The 17,768-nt window shown below is 50.8% G+C and carries 17 protein-coding genes; 9 read left to right on the top strand and 8 right to left on the bottom strand.

Features of this window, described 5'->3' with window-relative positions; all coding sequences use genetic code 11:
* Nucleotides 1-144: 144 nt before the first annotated feature.
* From QNH99_RS21720 to dtnK, 3 genes are all read right to left on the bottom strand, one after another.
* Nucleotides 145-1,515 (bottom strand): tyrosine phenol-lyase, encoded by a 1,371-nt coding sequence (locus QNH99_RS21720; protein ID WP_410517750.1) that lies wholly within the window; start codon nucleotides 1,513-1,515, stop codon nucleotides 145-147.
* Nucleotides 1,516-2,263: 748 nt separating this feature from the next.
* Nucleotides 2,264-3,226, bottom strand: a complete 963-nt coding sequence (locus QNH99_RS21715; RefSeq protein ID WP_253851856.1) for a D-threonate 4-phosphate dehydrogenase — start codon at nucleotides 3,224-3,226, stop codon at nucleotides 2,264-2,266.
* Nucleotides 3,227-3,242: 16 nt separating this feature from the next.
* Nucleotides 3,243-4,523, bottom strand: a complete 1,281-nt coding sequence (gene dtnK / locus QNH99_RS21710) for a D-threonate kinase (RefSeq protein WP_410517749.1) — start codon at nucleotides 4,521-4,523, stop codon at nucleotides 3,243-3,245.
* Nucleotides 4,524-4,667: 144 nt separating this feature from the next.
* Here dtnK and QNH99_RS21705 point away from each other — a divergent pair, with 144 nt between their 5' ends.
* From QNH99_RS21705 to QNH99_RS21680, 6 genes are all read left to right on the top strand, one after another.
* On the top strand, nucleotides 4,668-5,813 hold the full coding sequence (locus QNH99_RS21705) for an iron-containing alcohol dehydrogenase (RefSeq protein WP_109717675.1): 1,146 nt from the start codon (nucleotides 4,668-4,670) through the stop codon (nucleotides 5,811-5,813).
* A gap of 17 nt (nucleotides 5,814-5,830) precedes the next feature.
* Nucleotides 5,831-6,715, top strand: a complete 885-nt coding sequence (locus QNH99_RS21700) for a dihydrodipicolinate synthase family protein (protein ID WP_063876935.1) — start codon at nucleotides 5,831-5,833, stop codon at nucleotides 6,713-6,715.
* Between the two features lie 77 nt (nucleotides 6,716-6,792).
* Nucleotides 6,793-8,214 (top strand): sodium:solute symporter family protein, encoded by a 1,422-nt coding sequence (locus QNH99_RS21695; RefSeq protein ID WP_063876936.1) that lies wholly within the window; start codon nucleotides 6,793-6,795, stop codon nucleotides 8,212-8,214.
* 1 nt (nucleotide 8,215) lies between these two features.
* On the top strand, nucleotides 8,216-9,373 hold the full coding sequence (locus QNH99_RS21690; protein ID WP_218995499.1) for a sialidase family protein: 1,158 nt from the start codon (nucleotides 8,216-8,218) through the stop codon (nucleotides 9,371-9,373).
* Nucleotides 9,374-9,377: 4 nt separating this feature from the next.
* Nucleotides 9,378-9,848, top strand: a complete 471-nt coding sequence (locus QNH99_RS21685) for a YhcH/YjgK/YiaL family protein (RefSeq protein WP_410517748.1) — start codon at nucleotides 9,378-9,380, stop codon at nucleotides 9,846-9,848.
* A gap of 1 nt (nucleotide 9,849) precedes the next feature.
* Nucleotides 9,850-10,530 carry an SDR family NAD(P)-dependent oxidoreductase gene (locus tag QNH99_RS21680; protein ID WP_410517747.1) on the top strand — a complete coding sequence of 227 codons (681 nt, stop codon included), beginning with the start codon at nucleotides 9,850-9,852 and terminating at the stop codon, nucleotides 10,528-10,530.
* 176 nt (nucleotides 10,531-10,706) lie between these two features.
* Here QNH99_RS21680 and QNH99_RS21675 read toward each other — a convergent pair whose 3' ends face one another.
* Nucleotides 10,707-11,108 (bottom strand): cupin domain-containing protein, encoded by a 402-nt coding sequence (locus QNH99_RS21675; RefSeq protein ID WP_063876940.1) that lies wholly within the window; start codon nucleotides 11,106-11,108, stop codon nucleotides 10,707-10,709.
* Nucleotides 11,109-11,363: 255 nt separating this feature from the next.
* Here QNH99_RS21675 and QNH99_RS21670 point away from each other — a divergent pair, with 255 nt between their 5' ends.
* Nucleotides 11,364-12,161, top strand: coding sequence for a MetQ/NlpA family ABC transporter substrate-binding protein (locus QNH99_RS21670; protein WP_096011626.1), 798 nt, complete (start codon nucleotides 11,364-11,366; stop codon nucleotides 12,159-12,161).
* Between the two features lie 49 nt (nucleotides 12,162-12,210).
* On the opposite strand, the gene QNH99_RS21665 is transcribed toward QNH99_RS21670, so the two are convergent.
* Nucleotides 12,211-12,918 (bottom strand): phage antirepressor KilAC domain-containing protein, encoded by a 708-nt coding sequence (locus tag QNH99_RS21665; RefSeq protein ID WP_063876942.1) that lies wholly within the window; start codon nucleotides 12,916-12,918, stop codon nucleotides 12,211-12,213.
* 431 nt (nucleotides 12,919-13,349) lie between these two features.
* On the opposite strand from QNH99_RS21665, the gene QNH99_RS21660 reads away from it, so the two are divergent.
* Both QNH99_RS21660 and QNH99_RS21655 read left to right on the top strand, forming a co-directional pair.
* Complete coding sequence (locus tag QNH99_RS21660) at nucleotides 13,350-13,784, top strand: 6,7-dimethyl-8-ribityllumazine synthase (protein WP_063876943.1); 435 nt, start codon at nucleotides 13,350-13,352, stop codon at nucleotides 13,782-13,784.
* 87 nt (nucleotides 13,785-13,871) lie between these two features.
* Complete coding sequence (locus QNH99_RS21655; RefSeq protein WP_283355802.1) at nucleotides 13,872-14,345, top strand: nuclear transport factor 2 family protein; 474 nt, start codon at nucleotides 13,872-13,874, stop codon at nucleotides 14,343-14,345.
* Nucleotides 14,346-14,605: 260 nt separating this feature from the next.
* Here the strand turns inward: QNH99_RS21655 and QNH99_RS21650 are convergent, their stop codons facing one another.
* The 3 genes from QNH99_RS21650 to alsS all read right to left on the bottom strand — a co-directional run bounded on the left by QNH99_RS21650 (nucleotide 14,606) and on the right by alsS (nucleotide 17,767).
* Complete coding sequence (locus tag QNH99_RS21650; RefSeq protein ID WP_063876945.1) at nucleotides 14,606-15,058, bottom strand: hypothetical protein; 453 nt, start codon at nucleotides 15,056-15,058, stop codon at nucleotides 14,606-14,608.
* A 224-nt stretch (nucleotides 15,059-15,282) separates the two neighbouring features.
* The gene (locus QNH99_RS21645; protein ID WP_410517768.1) at nucleotides 15,283-16,056 is read right to left on the bottom strand and encodes a (S)-acetoin forming diacetyl reductase; all 774 of its coding nucleotides are present in this window, start codon (nucleotides 16,054-16,056) and stop codon (nucleotides 15,283-15,285) included.
* 31 nt (nucleotides 16,057-16,087) lie between these two features.
* Nucleotides 16,088-17,767, bottom strand: a complete 1,680-nt coding sequence (gene alsS, locus QNH99_RS21640) for an acetolactate synthase AlsS (RefSeq protein WP_410517746.1) — start codon at nucleotides 17,765-17,767, stop codon at nucleotides 16,088-16,090.
* Nucleotide 17,768: the final 1 nt, after the last annotated feature.

Here is a 17,768-nt window from a genome sequence, read left to right as displayed (position 1 = left end):
TCCTGTTGACTCTTTATTATCATTTTGGCGTCATTCTTGATGATGTGGATACTAAACTGTTAACAGCTGACCTGTCATTAAGGCAGGTCCGAAATAAAATCCTGTTTATAAAAAACAGGCCCCTGTCAGGGGGCCTGAATCGTATTAAATATAATCAAAGCGGGCAGTAAAGAAACGGAGCTGTTTGGGTTCATAAACAAACCTCAGACCGCGAATATCGTCTTTGTGTTGATACAGTTTAATGATGCCATCAGCAACAACATCCATGTGTGCGTAGGTGTAAACACGACGTGGAATAGCCAGGCGTACTGTCTCCAGTTTGGGGCGGTGGTTTTCCCCCGTTTCTTTACTGCGCCCGGCGGAAACGATGCCACGTTCCATGCTACGCACGCCGGTTTCCATATAAATGCTGGCTGCCAGACTCTGTGCCGGAAACTGATCCTGCGTCAGATGGGGGCAAAAACGACGGGCATCAAGAAATACAGCATGTCCACCCGTCGGTTCGACGATAGGTACACCGGCATTACGGAGCTTATCTCCCAGATAGCGTACCTGTTTCACGCGATGTTCAATGTATTCATACTGCATGGCTTCACGCAACCCGATAGCCATGGCTTCCATATCACGACCGGCCAATCCGCCGTATGACGGCATCCCCTCATAAACCACAACCAGCTCTTTCGCGGCCTGGAACATCTCGTCATCGTTCATGCACAGGAAGCCGCCGATATTCACCAGACAGTCTTTTTTGCCACTCATGGTGCAGCCATCGGCATAGCTGAACATTTCATGAACGATATCTTTGATGCTGGTGTTCTCGTATCCTGCTTCCTGCTCTTTAATGAAATAGGCATTTTCAACGCAGCGTGTCGCATCGTAGAAAATCTTAATGCCATATTGACGGGTCATTTCATGTACGGCACGCATATTTGCCATTGAAACGGGCTGGCCGCCTGCCAGGTTCACGGTGACCGCCAGGCAGATATAGGCAATGTTATCCGCGCCCTTTTCTTCGATGAGTTTGACTAATTTATTGAGGTCAATATCGCCTTTGAAAGGCACCTTCAGGCCGGCGTCGTGCGCTTCGTCACGAACAATATCCACAAAGGTTGCGCCGTTTTTTTCCTGATGGAATCGGGTCGTTGTAAAATACATATTCCCCGCAACATATTGACCGGGCTTAATGGCCAGCTGCGAGAGCAGGTTCTCTGCTCCGCGCCCTTGATGCGTGGGAACAATATGTTTAAAACCAAACAGCTCCTTAACTGTCCTTTCGAGGTGGTAGAAGTTCTCACTGCCTGCATAAGCTTCATCACCTGTCATCATCCCTGCCCACTGCTTGTCACTCATGGCATTTGTACCGCTGTCTGTCAGCAGGTCGATGTAGATATCTTTTGAATTCAGTAAAAACGTGTTATAGCCTGCGGCTTGCATTTTCTTAATACGCGCTTCGCGCGGGATCATTGATACGGTTTCAACACTTTTAATGCGGAAAGGCTCGGCAGGATAGTTCATCTTTATTTCTCCAGTTATCCATTTCATGAATGTAAAAATGCAAGGCGAATGCACCTGATGCATAAAGACATTGCATGGGAATATGTAACAGCAACCTCACCCGTGAGGCAGAAATAATACCAGGCCATCATGCGATATTTATCATTCAATGAAAACAGTCGTGCCCATATTGCGGTCTTTCTGTTCAGGTTTAAAACGTAAAATGGTTATTACGCTACAGCTGATGAATTTTAAAGACCATTATTCAATAAGTTGGGAAGGTACAAACACGCTATGTCATGGCAGAAGAGTCGATTGTAACAATTAAAATGAAAACTTATCTTTCCATCCTTTATCTTTATACTCTACGGGATACTTTTATTTAGAAAATCCTGAGACGGCGATCACTTAAAAATTACGTTATCACATCAATCGGGGAAAATTCGTAAACTTAAATGTACATAATAGTGTGATTAACAGAAGGTATTTAGTTAGTTACAGTAAAATCAAATAATCCTGCTCGTCGTAGATCCTGGCGTTAAGACCCGCGCCTGATTAGGACGTTAGCGAGGAGAGTGATTAGAATAGTAGAAGAAATGCAGGCTTTTATGCACGTTTGAAATAGTTTAATAAGTGTATCAGTGTCACCTGTTGAGATAACAGTTTTGTGGCAATACTGGCTACAGCAATCACTAATATAATCACGAAAAAAAGGCGATGTATGACCATCGCCTGAGTGACCAGAACGTATTAACACCCGATGCGTTATTTATTCTCGGGTAATTTTCATCGCCATATCGATTGATATCGCCATGCTCTCGGGATTCGCCTTGCCTGTCCAGGCAATATTGAATGCGGTGCCGTGATCGGCTGAGGTGCGCAGGAAAGGCAATCCTGCCGTGATATTCACACCGTCGTAAAAACCGAGGAGCTTAAGTGGGATATGTCCCTGATCGTGATACATCGCGACAACAATGTCATACATACCTTCATTACACTGCATAAATACGGTGTCCGGCGGACAAGGGCCATAAACATCAATGCCCTGCGCTTTCATCGCGTCTATAGCCGGCGTCAGGATTCGAATCTCTTCATCACCAAACAGACCATTTTCGCCAGCGTGTGGATTTACGCCTGCAACCGCAATACGCGGCTGGGTGAAGCCAACCCGGCGTAAAAAGGTATCGGCGATTCTGATGACCGTTTCCACCCGCTCCTGGCTGAGCGTATCCAGAAACTTACGCAGCGAAATATGCGTGGTGACGTGGATAACCTTCAGCTTATCGGTGTACAGCACCATCGAATAATCTTTGGTGTCCGTCAACATCGCGAGTAACTCGGTGTGGCCGGGATAATGATGTCCTGCAAGGTGCAGCGCTTCCTTATTCAGTGGCGCGGTAGCAATCGCTTTGACCTGGCCACGCATCGCCATTTCGGTTGCTCGCTTGATGCACCGATAGGCCACATCACCGGCTTCGGGTTGAACCACGCCACACTGCAACGCCTCCGGATGGGCAACTTTCTCATCAATAATGTGAATGATGCCCGGCGCGAACTGTGCCTGATCCACCTGCTCAATAACGCTGAGTTCAACCTGAGGTGTGATGTTCATTGCCAGTATACGGCGGAAAGTCTGTGCGCAGCCGATAACCACCGCGGGTGAGCCATTCAATGGCCCTTCGGCTAAAGCCTTGATAATGATTTCAGGACCGATCCCTGCAGGATCGCCCATTGTTATAGCAACAGTATTAGTCACCTGTTTTCTCCTCAACGAAACTCAAAATTTTTAAGAGGGTGGTTTCATCACCGAAAGCACCGGCTTTAGTAAATACAGTCTGATTCCAGTCACAGCCAAGTAAGTGCCCGTAGGGAACACAACCTGCAGCCCTGCCCCGAATTCTGAATCCTGTTGCGCCCAATGCGGTTGCGGTTGCAGTCGCGACATCACCACCTGAGAGATACAGTGCTTTTGGTGGCGTGATGCGCATGACCGAATGGACCAGTTCTCCAAGCAGAAAACTGATTTTTTCACCCAGTTGCTTACGGGTAATGCCACGTTGTTCACACAGCCTCTGTATATGTTGCCTGTCGCCACTGTCACAGCAGGTATGAACCAGACAATGTAAGCCATGACGAAGAATGCAGGTAATGGCCTCTCTGAAACGATCGCTACCTTTCTCCAGCAGTTCAGCGGTATCGATATAGACGTGTTCAACTCGCGGATGTTCTGCGGCTAGCGCCAGTTGTCTTTGAGCGACTTCACTCATTGAACCCACCACAGCAAACAGACCTGGGTACTTTTTGGCTGACGTAAAATAGCGAGCAAAAGCATCACACAGCCCAGCTGAGCCTACCAGCAACGGCTTTGGCCGTAACGATGCACATATTTCTACGATGTGATCCAAATCAGCATCAGTTTTTGCATCAACGATGAGGGCGGTCATTCCTTCGCGCACCTCTTGCGCGTGCCGGGCAAGATCGCTGCACCTGACGTTAATGCAGCTAATGCGACTCTGTTTTTGCACAATGTCACTGATATCTGCACTCACGATCGGGGTTTTTGGATCGCTGGCAAATTCCGTCGCGGTGAGCAATTTGCCGGAAACCAGACATTCACCGTTTTGCGTTGTTCGTCCTGCTGCCGGAAACGCAGGCGCAATGACCGCCAGATTGATGCCGGTTGCCTGCAACACTGCCTCTGTTTCGGCTCCGGGATTACCTCGCATCGTCGAATCGATCTTTTTGATAAACCACTCCACGGTCATACCGGGTTGGTCTGCCAAAAGTGCAGTCATGTGGTTTGTGACTTGCTGTGCGGCATCGCTCGCTGAATACGCCCTGCTGTCGCTGTTCAGTACAATCGCCTGGGCCTTACTCAGATAGGGCTTTTGGAAAATGACATCCACGACCATGCCTGCCTCAGCCAGCGAAACACCGGCATCATTCGCGCCGGTGAAATCATCGGCCAGCACAATGCATTTTTTTTGATTACCCGCCTGTACCGTCATTGGATCTCCAATGCTACTCATCCGCCGCTTGATTATATTCAATCACAATCGATTATATGTGAGCAAGATCAATTTAATAAAGCCTCATTTTATTTATAAATTTAGTCACTGAGTGAATGCGCTACAGCAGTATGAAGAATTTCAGTCAAAAACGGGGAGAAAAACGTGGCATTAATTAACAGTACAATCTTAAGCGGTTCCAACGCGATAAACGCCCTCACGCCAGTCGTTGTGGGCCGTAACCGACTGCTGGTTTTGACAGACAAGAACATTGTGAATTTGTCCGCGACTCAGCAAATTCTGGCACTGCTGGGCCAGGATGACCGTCATGTTGAACTTATTGATGATGTTCCCGCTGAGCCAACGCATACCGATGTTGAGGCCGTGCTGTCGCGCGCGGCAGGCAAAACCTATGATTTGGTGGTGGGCATTGGCGGCGGAAGCGTTTTGGATGTGGCGAAGCTCCTCTCTGTTTTATGCCATGCTTCCAGCCCGTCGCTTAAGGCGCTGCTGGACGGTCAGAAAATCGAAGCCCGTTTGCCCTCGCTGCTCATTCCTTCTACTGCGGGCACCGGATCGGAATCGACACCCAATGCGATTCTGGCCATTCCAGAGAAAAATACCAAAGTGGGCATTATTTCTCCTGTGATGCTGCCCGATTATGTTGCCCTGCTACCCGAACTGACAACCAGCATGCCCGCGCACATCGCCTCTTCAACGGGCATTGATGCGTTGTGCCATTTACTTGAATGCTACACCGCCACCATTTCTAACCCTGTGGGCGACAACGTGGCGTTAATGGGTCTGCATAAATTATTCCGTAATCTCGAAACATCCGTTAATGAGCCGCATAACCTGAACGCTAGGCTGGAGATGCTGTGGGCTTCTTATTATGGCGGCGCGGCGATTGCCCATGCCGGCACTCACCTTGTGCATGCGCTTTCTTATCCGCTGGGCGGGACCTGGCATCTGCCTCACGGTGTCGCCAACGCCATTCTGCTGGCACCCTGCATGAAAGTCGTACGCCCGTTTGCCGTGGAAAAATTTGCCAACGTTTGGGACCTGATTCCGGATGCCGATACCACACTAAGCCAGGAAGAGAAATCCCATGCGCTGGTCGACTATCTCGCCAAATTAGTTAAACGACTCAACCTGCCGGATAACCTGGAAGCCTTAGGTGTGCCTTCAGATGACATTGATTCCCTTAGCGAAGCGGCTCTGAATGTGAAGCGGTTGATGAACAATGCGCCTTGCGTGGTCAGCCATCAGGATGTGGCTGCGATTTACCGGACGCTTTTCCCAACGGTTTAATTTAAAAGGAGTGGGCAATGAGTAAAAAAATTGAAGGTGTGCTAACAGCGATTGTTACCCCTTTTGACAAAGAAGGTGAGCTTAATCTTGATGAGCTTAAACGTCAGGTGATTCGTCAACTGAATGCGGGCAATGGGATTTTCTGCGGCGGCACCAACGGTGAGTTTTTTGTTCTGAATGAAAAAGAGAAACTTACTGTTACTGAAACCTGTGTCGATGAAGTATCAGGACGCGGAAACGTCGTTGCACATATTGGTGAGATCTCTACCCGTGAAACCATTCGCTTAGGTAAACAAATTGAGAAACTGGGCGTAGACGCGGTTTCGGTTATTACGCCTTACTTTGTTCCCCTCAATCAACGCGAACTGATTAACCATTATACGGCTATCGCCGATGCCCTTTCCGTCCCGGTTTTTTTGTACAACATTCCGGCCAGAACGGGCAATACCATTGCGCCAGAAACGGCCCGCATACTGGCTGAGCACCCCAATATTATTGGCGTAAAAGACAGTGCGGGAAGCTACGAAAGCCTGAGTGGATATCTGGATGCGGTGAAGGATAGCAAAGACTTTGCTGTCCTGAACGGGCCGGATTCGCTTATCCATCAGGGTTATGTAGACGGCTGTTCAGCCTGCATTTCAGGTCTGGCTAACGTTGCGCCCCGTCAAATAAATGATATCTGGTCCCGGTTCCACGCCGGAGATATCGACGGATCGCGATTGGCACAAGAGCAGGTAACGGGTTTACGCACCGACCTTTATAAAGTGGCCTTTTCACCTGCAGCGGTAAAAAAAGCGTTGCAGATTCTGGGTCATAACGTGGGCGAAAGTCGTTATGCGATTCATTTTGATGCCGCTCAGGAAGATGAAATCCGCAGAATCATCAACCTCTACCTGAAGTGATAATAAGAAGTAATAAATCGTAAATACAGGGAGTACACCCTGCTCCCCGAATTTATCTTGTTATATCTGAGGCTATAATGAAAACTTTCAACGCTCAGGACACCCTGATAATTATTGGCATCGTGGTGGCTTATATTGTCTTTACCACCTGGCTGACATTCCGATTACGCAGTAAAAACTCTGGCGATTTTATGGAAGGCTCCAGAGCCATGCCAGCCTTTATCGTTGGTATTCTGCTGATGTCAGAATATATAGGCGCAAAATCCACTATTGGGACTGCTCAGGCCGCTTTCGAAGGCGGTATCGCGGCGTCATGGTCTGTTATTGGTGCCGCAATTGGTTTCCCGTTATTTGGTATGCTCCTGGTAAAACGTATTTATAATACTGGCAAGATTACCATTTCAGGTGCTATCGCTGAAAAATACGGTAACAGTACTAAAAATATCATTTCACTGATCATGATTTATGCCCTGCTCCTGGTCAATGTGGGAAATTATGTGAGTGGTGCCGCTGCTATCGCGACGGTATTACACGTCACCTTACCAGTTGCCGCATTTATTACGGCCGTGGTCAGTACCTTCTATTTTGCGTTTGGTGGTTTGAAAGGGATTGCCTGGGTCACCATGCTGCACAGCGGGTTAAAGTATTTTGGTGTGCTGGCCATTTTATGGTTTGCCCTGTCGCAAACGGGCGGCCTCAAGCCAATGATCGACGAAATGCCCGCTTATTACTGGACCTGGGACGGGAATATTGGTGCGTCAACAATCTTTGCCTGGCTCATCGGTACCATTGGTTCGATTTTCTGCACGCAGTTTGTGATTCAGGCCATCTCCTCAACCAAAGATGTTAAGTCTGCGCAGCGTTCAACCTGGATTGCTTTCCTGTTCTGTATGCCGATTGCCCTGGCGATTGCGGTGATCGGCGTGGCCGCTAAGTATCTGCATCCCGACATTAACAGCCTGTATGCAATGCCCGTGTTCCTGCAGGACATGAACCCGTGGCTGGCCGGTCTGGTGACGACCTCGCTGGTTGCCTCCATCTTTGTCAGCGTCAGTACTGTAGCCCTGGCGATTGCCTCACTGGTGGTGAAAGATTTTTATGTGCCTTACTTCAAGCCGTCACCTGAGCAGGAATTTAAAACCACCCGCTGGTTATCGCTGTTAATTGGCTTCCTGCCGCTGATTTTTGTTCTGTTCGTACCGGAAGTCCTGAAGCTCTCTTTCTTTACACGTGCTATTCGTCTGTCTATTACCGTTGTCGCGGTGATTGCTTTCTACGCGCCATTTTACAGAAGTACCCGTGGCGCAAACGCGGGACTGATTGGCGCCTGTGTTGTCACCTCCATCTGGTATCTGTTAGGGGATCCGTTTGGTATTAACAACATGTATATCGCGCTCCTGACGCCTGCGTTAATCATGGCTATCGATCATATGATCCCAAGTAAAGCCAGAACCCAAGCCGCTGAAGATGCAAAAACTGCAGCAAGCAAAGGAGAATAAAATGACTGTAACCGTAATTCGTGATGGCCATGTGAAGCCATGGGAAAAAGATGGCCGAGTGCTGACGGCAATGTTGCCTTCGTCGTGCCCGCAAAACCACGCGGCAAATATTTTGCCGCTTCACGATGGTTCCCTGCTCTGTGTCTGGTTCGGCGGCACGCAGGAAGGGATTGCTGATATCTCCGTCTGGTGCTCGCGCTTGCCGGCGGGAAGTGAGACCTGGAGCGAGGCGGTAAAACTGTCTGACGATCCAACGCGTTCTGAGCAGAACCCTGTGCTGTTTCTCGCGCCCGATAATGTGCTGTGGCTGTTATGGACAGCGCAGGTATCCGGCAATCAGGATACCGCGATTGTCAGATACCGCCAGTCCCGCGATCTGGGTAAAACCTGGGGGCCGATTGACACCCTGTTAGACAAGCCAGGAACGTTCATCCGTCAGCCTATCACCGTGCTGGAGAATGGTAACTGGTTACTGCCCGTCTTCTACTGCCGCACTCAGCCGGGCGAAAAGTGGGTTGGTAATGATGATATCAGCGCGGTGAAAATTTCGTCCGATCAGGGCAAAAGCTGGCGGGATGTGGTGGTGCCGGACAGCCTGGGTTGCGTGCACATGAACATCACCGCCTTACAGGACGGCTCGCTTGTTGCCCTTTATCGCAGTCGCTGGGCAGATAATATCTATCTCAGCCGCTCAACCGACGGCGGTGAAACCTGGTCAGCGCCTGAAGCCACCGTTCTGCCTAACAACAACTCCTCAATTCAGGTGACAACGCTTCAAAGCGGCGAACTGGCCCTGGTGTTTAACAATATGAGCGCGGCCGGAGCAACGGAACGTCGTGCCTCTTTGTATGATGAGATCGATGATGGTGATGGCAGAAAAGAGCCAGAAACTACCGGCCGTGCCGCATTTTGGGGGGCACCACGCGCGCCCATGACCCTGGCTATTTCGGCTGATGGCGGCAAGAGCTGGCCATGGCAGAAAAACCTGGATGAGGGCGATGGTTACTGCATGACCAATAACTCGCAGGAGAAGCTTAACCGTGAGTTTTCCTATCCAAGTATCAAACAGGATGCTGAAGGCACATTGCATATCGCTTATACGTATTTCCGTCAGGCGATCAAATATGCTCGCGTCACGCCAGAGTGGGTGAAGGAATAGTCAGATGATGATTGGAAACCTGAGCGCCCTGCCAATGGCAGGGTTACCGGATAAACTGTTAGCCCTACTCCAGTTACCCGAATGCTCACTTGAGGCATTAGCAGCAAAAGACATCGGTAAGTGGCAACCGGAAAAGGCTGAGTGGTTTTGTAATATCCAGCAGGCCAGCACTCAGGATGCGGCATTACGACATACGGAATATCATCATCTTTGGGCTGATATTCAGGTGATGCTGGAAGGGGAAGAGATGATCAACGCGGGAATGCAGTCGGTGGCCGATACCGGGGATGAAGAGAAAAAACCCGATCTGTTTATCACCAACCGAAGCGATTTGCCGGTGAGCATTGTGCTAAAAAAAGGAGATTTTGCGGTATTCCTGCCCGGTGAACCGCATCAGGCACTGTGTGCGGTAAACGAACCGATGACGGTCCGCAAAGCGGTATTTAAAGTACCAAAATCTATGTTGGGAGGCTGAGATGCGTCACGCTATCGTCACTGGATACAGCTCCGGAATCGGCAAAGCCATCACACAGCATCTGCTGAGTCATGGCTGGAAAGTGACCGGCCTGAGCAGAACGCAAGGTGAGATGACATCACCGAACCTTGACTGGATTGCCGTTGATTTAACGGACGCCGACCAGCTTAAATCGGCTATCAGCCATCTTGATACGCCGGATGCGCTGATACATGCCGCAGGGATGATAGTGGCCGCACCCTTGGGTGAGCTGGATGGCGCGGCCAGCGCGCGCCTGTGGTCGTTGCACGTTCACGCGGCGGAAGTCCTGGTCAATCACTTTGCGCCAACGATGCAGTCTGGCAGCCGGATCGTCATTATAGGTAGCCGTACCTCCCGGGGTGCCGCTAACCGTTCGCAATATGCCGCAACCAAAGCGGCGCTGGTCGGTATGGTCCGCTCCTGGGGAATGGAGCTGGCACCGCGTAACATTACCGTTAACGTCGTCGCGCCTGGCGCAACAGAAACGCCGATGCTCACCAAACCTGAGCGCACCGCTTCGGCACCTATAGTGCCCCCGATTGGTCGCTTAATCCGGCCAGAAGAAGTGGCCTCGCTGGTGGGTTATTTACTCAGCGAACTTGCCGCGCCTGTTACCGGTCAGGAACTGGTTATCTGCGGGGGCGCATCGCTGAAAGCCTGAAGTGTGTCGCATAACAACATAAACCAGCCTTTATCGGCTGGTTTTTTTATCCGTCATTACCCTGAATGACGTCATCGACATAGCCTGCTCCCCCGAAGGATTTCACGGCCTTGCTCCCTTATGGTTGGGCGGCACCGCGCTGCCAGTGCTCACCGACAACGGCATACCTCTTCCCGTTAAAATTCTTCAGGTTCGCCGGGAAGCGGGTCGGTCAGCTCCATCCCTTTCACCCCCGCATAGGTAATCACCAGCTCGGCAGGCGTGTTCAGCGTAAAGCCGCGATGTGCGCTGTTTACCGTTTCATTTAACGCTTCGCCAGCCTGAAAGGTTTGCTGTTCACCGGTTTCTTTATCCTCAACCACAAGCGTGCCTGACAAGATAAAGCACGCATTCGGCATGGGATGTGTATGCCACGGCAACGAAGTATGGGCCGGAAGGGTCAGGCGCATCACCGTCAGTTCGGGCTCCCCTTGCGGATAAGCTTCAATACGCTGACCGTTCCACGCCTGACTGCTTTTTAATACCTGCACGGCGACGATTTCTGAATCTGATGATTTATCGGGATGATTCCCTGACATGTTTGCTCCTGACAAGCGAGTCGGCGATGCCGAAATGAGTGACGTGTTTAAACGTAGCTGATTATTCAGCGTGGTGTGGCCTGACTTCATAATGGATTTTTTTCATGCAGAGGTCGTTGAGTCATGGATTATCTTGTGGTGATTTTTTAAACAAATCAGGCGTTAATGGTTATATCTTATATCGCCACGTCAGTACGCAAGGCTGAGAATTTGTATTAGGCTTTTGACATCTTTTACTGATGGGAATAGCTACTAATGAAAGGTTTATTTACGGCGCTAATCGCCAGTTCGGTATTATTATTGTCCGCCTGTTCACCTGATAATGATCATAAAGTTAAAGTCGCGATAAACACCGGTCCCGATGAAGCGATCTGGCAGGAAGTGCAGAAAATTGCTAAAGACAAGTATCAGCTGGATGTTGAAGTCCTTAACTTCAACGATTACGTGCTGCCAAACGAAGCGCTCAATAATAAAGAAGTGGATGCCAACGCGTTTCAGAGTCTTCCTTACCTTGAAGAACAATCCAAAGAGCGTGGCTACAAATTTGCCGTCGTAGGTAAAACCTTTGTCTTCCCCATCGCTGCTTATTCTCACAAAATTAAAAACATCAGTGAACTTAAAGATGGCGATACCATTACCCTTTCTAATGAAGCCACGACGCTGGGCCGCAGTCTGCTGCTGTTGCAGGCGCAGGGCTTGATTAAGCTCAAAGAGGGCGTTGGTTACTTGCCCACCTCGCTGGATATTACCGAGAACCCTAAGCACCTGAAGCTGGTTGAAGTTGATACGCCGCAGTTAACCCGTACTCTCGACGACCCGAACGTCACACTTTCAATTATTAATACTAACTTCTCTGCTCAGGCCGGCCTGTCAGCCCATCGCGACGGATTGTTTATGGAGAGCGCCTCATCGCCTTACGTCAATGCGCTGGTATCACGCCAGGACAATAAAGACAGCGATAAGATTCAAAAGCTGAAGTCTGCTTTACAGTCTCCAGAAGTCGCGGCTAAGGCGGAAGAAGTCTACAAAGGTGATGCTATTAAGGGCTGGTAAACAGCCTGCCGGAGCAGGCCGCTTAATCGGCGGCCTGTACCGGCAAGTGCTAAGCCGCCGCACCTTTGGTTTGTGTCGACAGATGCCCGGCCCACAGGTGGGCAATCCATCTGACGCCTTTAGCAGTAAAACGCGCCTGAGAGAAAGCATGCTGATTATCCGCCGTGCCTGAATGCAGCGTAAAGTAACCCGCCTGAAGATGATAATGTTGAGGCGTCAGGGTTCCCTTGTCACGGAACATGATATTACGCTCCAGCAGGAACTGACGGAAATCAGCCTCTTTGGCTTTCAGCATCTTACAGAGCTGGCGAAAACCCAGAGAGGTTTCGACGTTAACAAAGTCGTCAAAAAAAGCGGCTTTAGGTGCTGACTCCGCCAACTGTTTCTCTGCGGCCCGCCGCTGTTCAAACTGTTCAGCCCAGGCACGCGCCGCTTCAGCGGGATTGGTGAAGTCAGGCAGATGAATGCGTTCTTCCAGGGCTTGCCAACGGTCAAGCGCATCGGCAGTAAAACCGGGCGAAAGCCGGGCGACGGCAAGCAGGGAGTCGCGTTTATTCAGGCAGAACTCCTGACGCATCTCACCCTGGCGCTCATAGAGATTGACTAAAAGCGGCTGGGACAGGCGCTGCGCCGTTTCAAGGCTTTTGATTAAACGTTTGACTTCACCGTGCGTGTTCCCGGTCATTTGGGCAATTTCACGGCTGGTCATGGTAATGGCATGATCCGTTGCTTTGAAGATTTCTGTCGACATCATCATGGGCTTTACCCCCTAATCATTCCAGACAACACCCAACGGGCAGTAGAATAATTATACAATTACCTGTTTAAATATCCAGTAGTATTTTTAAGCAGACACATAAGTGGAAAGCGTTACGCAAAAAGGGCGTTACGACATCGCTGTTAAGGCTGCTGCAAAAACCCCCTTGCTGCACTAAGCCCCTGGCTATTGCAACAGTGGATGGCTGCAAAAGCTCATTAAAGGTAAGCAGGGTTTATTGACATCAGCTTATAATGTCGCCCTTACGTTAGTGACTTCACCTGCATTCCGCCCTCAGGCGGTCAGGTTTATTAAGAAGTGCTGAGCGAATCTGTCGTGCTGCTCATCAGACAGCTTTATTTTTTATTTGGGAGAAGGCGATCGTTTTGCGATTTCACGGGAGCCGGATGTCACGTTTACTGGAGTAAGTTATGCAACCGTTAAGAGTCGCCTTTATAAAGGCAAACTGGCACAGCGACATTGTTTCTCAAACCCTGGTTGGCTTTAATCAGGAAATGGAGAACAGTGGCACGCCTTACGCGATCAAAACCTGGGATGTGCCTGGTGCCTTTGAAATGCCGTTACTGGCACAGCGCCTGGCGCAAACAGGTCAGTTTGACGCCATCGTTTGTGCGGCATTGGTGGTAGATGGTGGAATTTACCGCCACGACTTTGTTGCTCAGGCCGTGGTCAGTGGCTTAATGCAGGCACAGCTTGCAACGAATGTGCCGGTATTTTCTGTCTCACTGACGCCACATAATTTTCAGCCTTCCGACGACTTCATTGATTTCTACACGGCGCATTTCGTGAAAAAAGGGAAAGAAGCGGCACGCGCGGTCTGTCAGGTTCACGCCATTTCGCTCTAAAACAGGCGCTATTTCGTCAGCCCCGCTATTCAGCCGGCACCCTGCTTTTGTGGTGCCGCTGAGTCTGTCAGGATTTCAGGAGACCCAATGGAAGCACAACGTCAGCCGTTACCGCCGTTTACCGATGTACAGGATGCGATAAAGAAAGTTCGCCTGGCAGAAGACGCCTGGAACAGCCGCGATCCGGAACGCGTTTCTCTGGCCTATTCACCCGACAGCGCATGGCGCAACCGAGATACCTTCATCACGGGCCGGGCCGAAATCGTGACATTTTTACAAGACAAATGGCAACGCGAAGCCGAGTATCGGTTGATTAAAGAGTTATGGAGCTTTCACACGAATCGTATTGCCGTGCGTTTTGCCTATGAGTGGCACGACAGCCAGGCCAACTGGTTTCGCTCCTACGGCAATGAGAACTGGGAATTTGATGAGAATGGTTTCATGGTGAAACGTTATGCCAGCATTAACGATGTGGCCATTACCGACAGCCAGCGATTGTTTCACTGGCCTCAGGGCCGTCGGCCGGACGATCATCCTTCACTCAGCGAGTTGGGGCTTTAGCCACGCATCCCTGATGCTGTTTCTGTTATCCTGAACGCCACATGAGCAGATTATTCTCTTTAAAAAAAAAGAACAATCGTCGTCACAGGGCGGTCTGATGCAGATGATAAGAACGGTTACAGAATGAGGTGGCCAGAAGCGCTGGAAGCGGTTGCTGAGCGATCAGCATGATGACGACAGCAACGTGAAATTATCTGTCTTCATGTACACATCAGGCTTCTGCTGGGTGCCGTAAGCTCTCTCTGCCCCTCAAGATTGAATCAGCCCTGTTCCTGCTCTTGCGGCTGTGGTTGCGGCTGTTCAGTCTGTTTTGGCTGTTCAACAAACGTCGCCTTATTACGGGTCACCGTGTAAGCCACCTTTTTGACATCATCAGGTGACGTTGTCACCTCAAGTGGATCGATAGTCACACGTCCCAGGCCAAACAGCGTGCGCACATAGCCACCGACTTCGTGTTTACCCGCAGCAACATGAACAATCTTGCTTTCACCATTTGGCAGTTCGCCTGCATCTTTGCCATCTACCGTCAGATAAATATGCGATCCGTCATCAGCACGCGTAATGACGTGTGAAACATCAATCTGCGTTGGACCGGTTGTAAAATCATCGGCAGCAACGGCAGCATCAGCAGTGGTATTGGCGGCAGGATGTTTAGCACATCCGGCTAATGTGGTGGCGACCGCGAGTGCGGCAAAAAGATTACGATAACGCATTATAGCTGTCTGACTCCCTGGCAAATGAGCGCATCATTTTAGCGGTTTCAGCGCATGATGGAAGCCCGCAAACGCTCGGTATGCTCTTAAAATTGTCAGGAAACTATGGGAAAGGTAACCAGAGTGGTCATGGCAGGATAAATCACGGCAGCAATGCGCGTTTCGGGCTGAGGTTCGCGTGGACTACGGGCAGTCTGGCGCACTGGCGCCAGACTTTTATCCGATCAGCTAAACACCATGCCACCGTCGACCAGTAACGACTGACCGGTGATGTAATCAGAGTCCGGGCCGGCAAGAAAGGCGACACAGGCCGCCACATCCTCAGGCTCTGACAGGCGGCCGAGCGTGATGCGTTTTGCAAACTCCTGCGTGCCATAACCGGCAGGTTTGCCCGCCGCTTCGGAAATTTGCCGATCAATTTCTACCCACATTGGCGTGTTAACAATGCCGGGACAAAAACCATTCACCGTGATCCCCACCGGTGCCAGATCCCGTGCGGCAGTTTGTGTCAGGCCCCGAACAGCAAACTTGCTTGAGCTGTACACTGCCAGTTCGGGATTGCCTACGTGCCCGGCCTGAGAACAGGCGTTAATGATTTTCCCACCGTGCCCTTCCGATGCGAACGCTTTTACCGCCGCCTGAATGCCCCAAATCACACCTTTGACGTTAACGTTGTAAACCTTGTCGATGACGTCTTCGGTGATTTCATCAATCGGCGTGGAGGGTGCGACACCCGCGTTATTGACGATGACGTTAAAATCACCCAAAACACGGCGTGCTTCTTCTACCGCATGAAACACCTGATCCCGTTTTGACACATCAACCTTGATGGCCAGCGCACGGCTGCCTTCTTTTTCGATCTTTTCCGCGACCCGTGAAGCGGTTTCGATATTGAAATCAGCCACTGCAACCGCAAAACCGTCTTTAGCCAGACGTAAGGCAATGGCTTCACCAATGCCCTGACCCGCACCTGTAACAAGCGCAACTCGCTTTTTCATCATCGTTTCCTTATTCCATTTTCCATTGAAATCAAAGCAACTGACTGAGGTGTAGCTGACCCATCAGCAAGTGGTTATCGGCATAATCCACCGGCACCGCCACCACAGCCGGCCCCTGCACATCCATCGCTTTGCGTAGCGTTGGCTCAAGTTCAGATGCACTGTTCACCGCGAACCCTGCTGCACCGAATGCCTCTGCATAAGCTTTAAAGTCGATTGGGCCAAAGTTCACTCCTGAAACACGCTGGTATTTCTTCTCTTCCTGCATCGCCACCATGTTGTAAGCATTATCGACCCAGACAATGTGCAAAATATTCGCTTTCAGCCTGACCGCGGTTTCCAGCTCCATGCTTGATTGCAGGAAGCCGCCGTCTCCCGAAACCGAGACGACCTTGCGCTGTGGATCGACCAGCCAGGCGCCGATCGCCCAGGGCAGAGCAACGCCCATGGTTTGCTGTCCGTTGGAGATCATGATTTGCCGTGCACGGAAACTGTAGAGATAGCGGGCAATCCAGATATGGAAGCTCCCCATATCGACGGTCAGACTGACATCGCTGTTAATAATGTCCTGCATCGCGCGAACGATGCGCAGTGGATGAAGGGCAAACTGGTTGAGGCTTGCCCCCTGCAAGGCAAGTAACTGCCGCTGTTGCTGACGATCGTCCAGTACGCTTGCAGCTTCATGGCTGAGTTGTAAAGGATGGGTGATACGTTCAGCCAGTTTACGCAGAGTCTCGGCAATGTTGCCGACCAGTTCCGCATCAGGCAGGTAGCGGTTATCCGTTTCTGCGGGCACCACATCAATGTGGACTAACGTCGCATTACCGCTGTTCCACATCGCTGGCTCATATTCAACCGGGCTGTAACCGATGGTAATAATCAGGTCCGCCTGTTGCAGCAGCTTGTCACCGGCCTGGTTGTTGAAAAGCCCAACGCGACCGGCAAAACGGGAAAAGTGTTCCTGGCGAATGGCACCTGCGGCCTGATAGGTACTGGTGACCGGAATATGGCTGCGGTTTAACAGATCGTGAATCGCCTCGCTGTTCTCAGGCTGGCTGGCCATCAGGCCCAGTAAAATGACCGGGTTTTTCGCGTTGACGATTTCACGGCTGACCGCATCAATCATGATGTCAGGTGCCGCGCCCAAGGTGATGCGGCCTTTACTGGTGAGCACTTTACCCGTTACCGGCTGATCAACAATATCCTGCGGCAGGCTGACAAATGCACCGCCGCCGCGTCCATGCTCTGCATGACGGAACGCGTTCGACACGCATTCCGCCAGCGCAGAAGAATCCGTCACTTCAACCGCATATTTTGTCACCGGGCGAAACATGGAGACGGTATCCAGGCTCTGGTGAACCTGCTTGGCGCTGTCGGAGCGTTTGACCGCGCCGCCAATGGCCACCACCGGATCGCCTTCACTGGTGGCGGTAGCCATACCGGTGACCAGGTTTGAACAGCCAGGACCGGATGTCACCAGCGCCACGCCCGCATTACCCGTCAGTCGGCCCACCGCAGCGGCCATAAAAGCCGCATTGGCTTCATGCCGCACGGGGATTGTTTGAATAGTCGAATCCAGCAGAGAATCAAATACCTTATCGATTTTTGCCCCTGGAATGCCAAACACATGGCTGACGCCCTGCGCTTCAAGTTGTGCGACAACCAGGTCGGCACCGCAGGTCCAGAGATTCGTATCAGAGAGAGTTTTCATA

This window comes from Pantoea allii, from assembly GCF_046529425.1.
Lineage (GTDB): Bacteria > Pseudomonadota > Gammaproteobacteria > Enterobacterales > Enterobacteriaceae > Pantoea > Pantoea allii.
The sequence above is the reverse complement of the archived record's forward strand: the minus strand, read 5'-3'. Positions and strand labels throughout refer to the sequence as shown.

Coding starts and splice junctions, on each gene's coding strand:
- QNH99_RS21720 (WP_410517750.1), bottom strand. CDS start 1,515: ATGAACTATCCTGCCGAGCCTTTCCGCATTAAAAGTGTTGAAACCGTA.
- QNH99_RS21715 (WP_253851856.1), bottom strand. CDS start 3,226: ATGGGCGATCCTGCAGGGATCGGTCCTGAAATCATTATCAAGGCTTTA.
- dtnK (WP_410517749.1), bottom strand. CDS start 4,523: ATGAGTAGCATTGGAGATCCAATGACGGTACAGGCGGGTAATCAAAAA.
- QNH99_RS21700 (WP_063876935.1), top strand. CDS start 5,831: ATGAGTAAAAAAATTGAAGGTGTGCTAACAGCGATTGTTACCCCTTTT.
- QNH99_RS21695 (WP_063876936.1), top strand. CDS start 6,793: ATGAAAACTTTCAACGCTCAGGACACCCTGATAATTATTGGCATCGTG.
- QNH99_RS21690 (WP_218995499.1), top strand. CDS start 8,216: ATGACTGTAACCGTAATTCGTGATGGCCATGTGAAGCCATGGGAAAAA.
- QNH99_RS21685 (WP_410517748.1), top strand. CDS start 9,378: ATGATGATTGGAAACCTGAGCGCCCTGCCAATGGCAGGGTTACCGGAT.
- QNH99_RS21680 (WP_410517747.1), top strand. CDS start 9,850: ATGCGTCACGCTATCGTCACTGGATACAGCTCCGGAATCGGCAAAGCC.
- QNH99_RS21675 (WP_063876940.1), bottom strand. CDS start 11,108: ATGTCAGGGAATCATCCCGATAAATCATCAGATTCAGAAATCGTCGCC.
- QNH99_RS21670 (WP_096011626.1), top strand. CDS start 11,364: ATGAAAGGTTTATTTACGGCGCTAATCGCCAGTTCGGTATTATTATTG.
- QNH99_RS21665 (WP_063876942.1), bottom strand. CDS start 12,918: ATGATGATGTCGACAGAAATCTTCAAAGCAACGGATCATGCCATTACC.
- QNH99_RS21660 (WP_063876943.1), top strand. CDS start 13,350: ATGCAACCGTTAAGAGTCGCCTTTATAAAGGCAAACTGGCACAGCGAC.
- QNH99_RS21655 (WP_283355802.1), top strand. CDS start 13,872: ATGGAAGCACAACGTCAGCCGTTACCGCCGTTTACCGATGTACAGGAT.
- QNH99_RS21650 (WP_063876945.1), bottom strand. CDS start 15,058: ATGCGTTATCGTAATCTTTTTGCCGCACTCGCGGTCGCCACCACATTA.
- QNH99_RS21645 (WP_410517768.1), bottom strand. CDS start 16,056: ATGAAAAAGCGAGTTGCGCTTGTTACAGGTGCGGGTCAGGGCATTGGT.
- alsS (WP_410517746.1), bottom strand. CDS start 17,767: ATGAAAACTCTCTCTGATACGAATCTCTGGACCTGCGGTGCCGACCTG.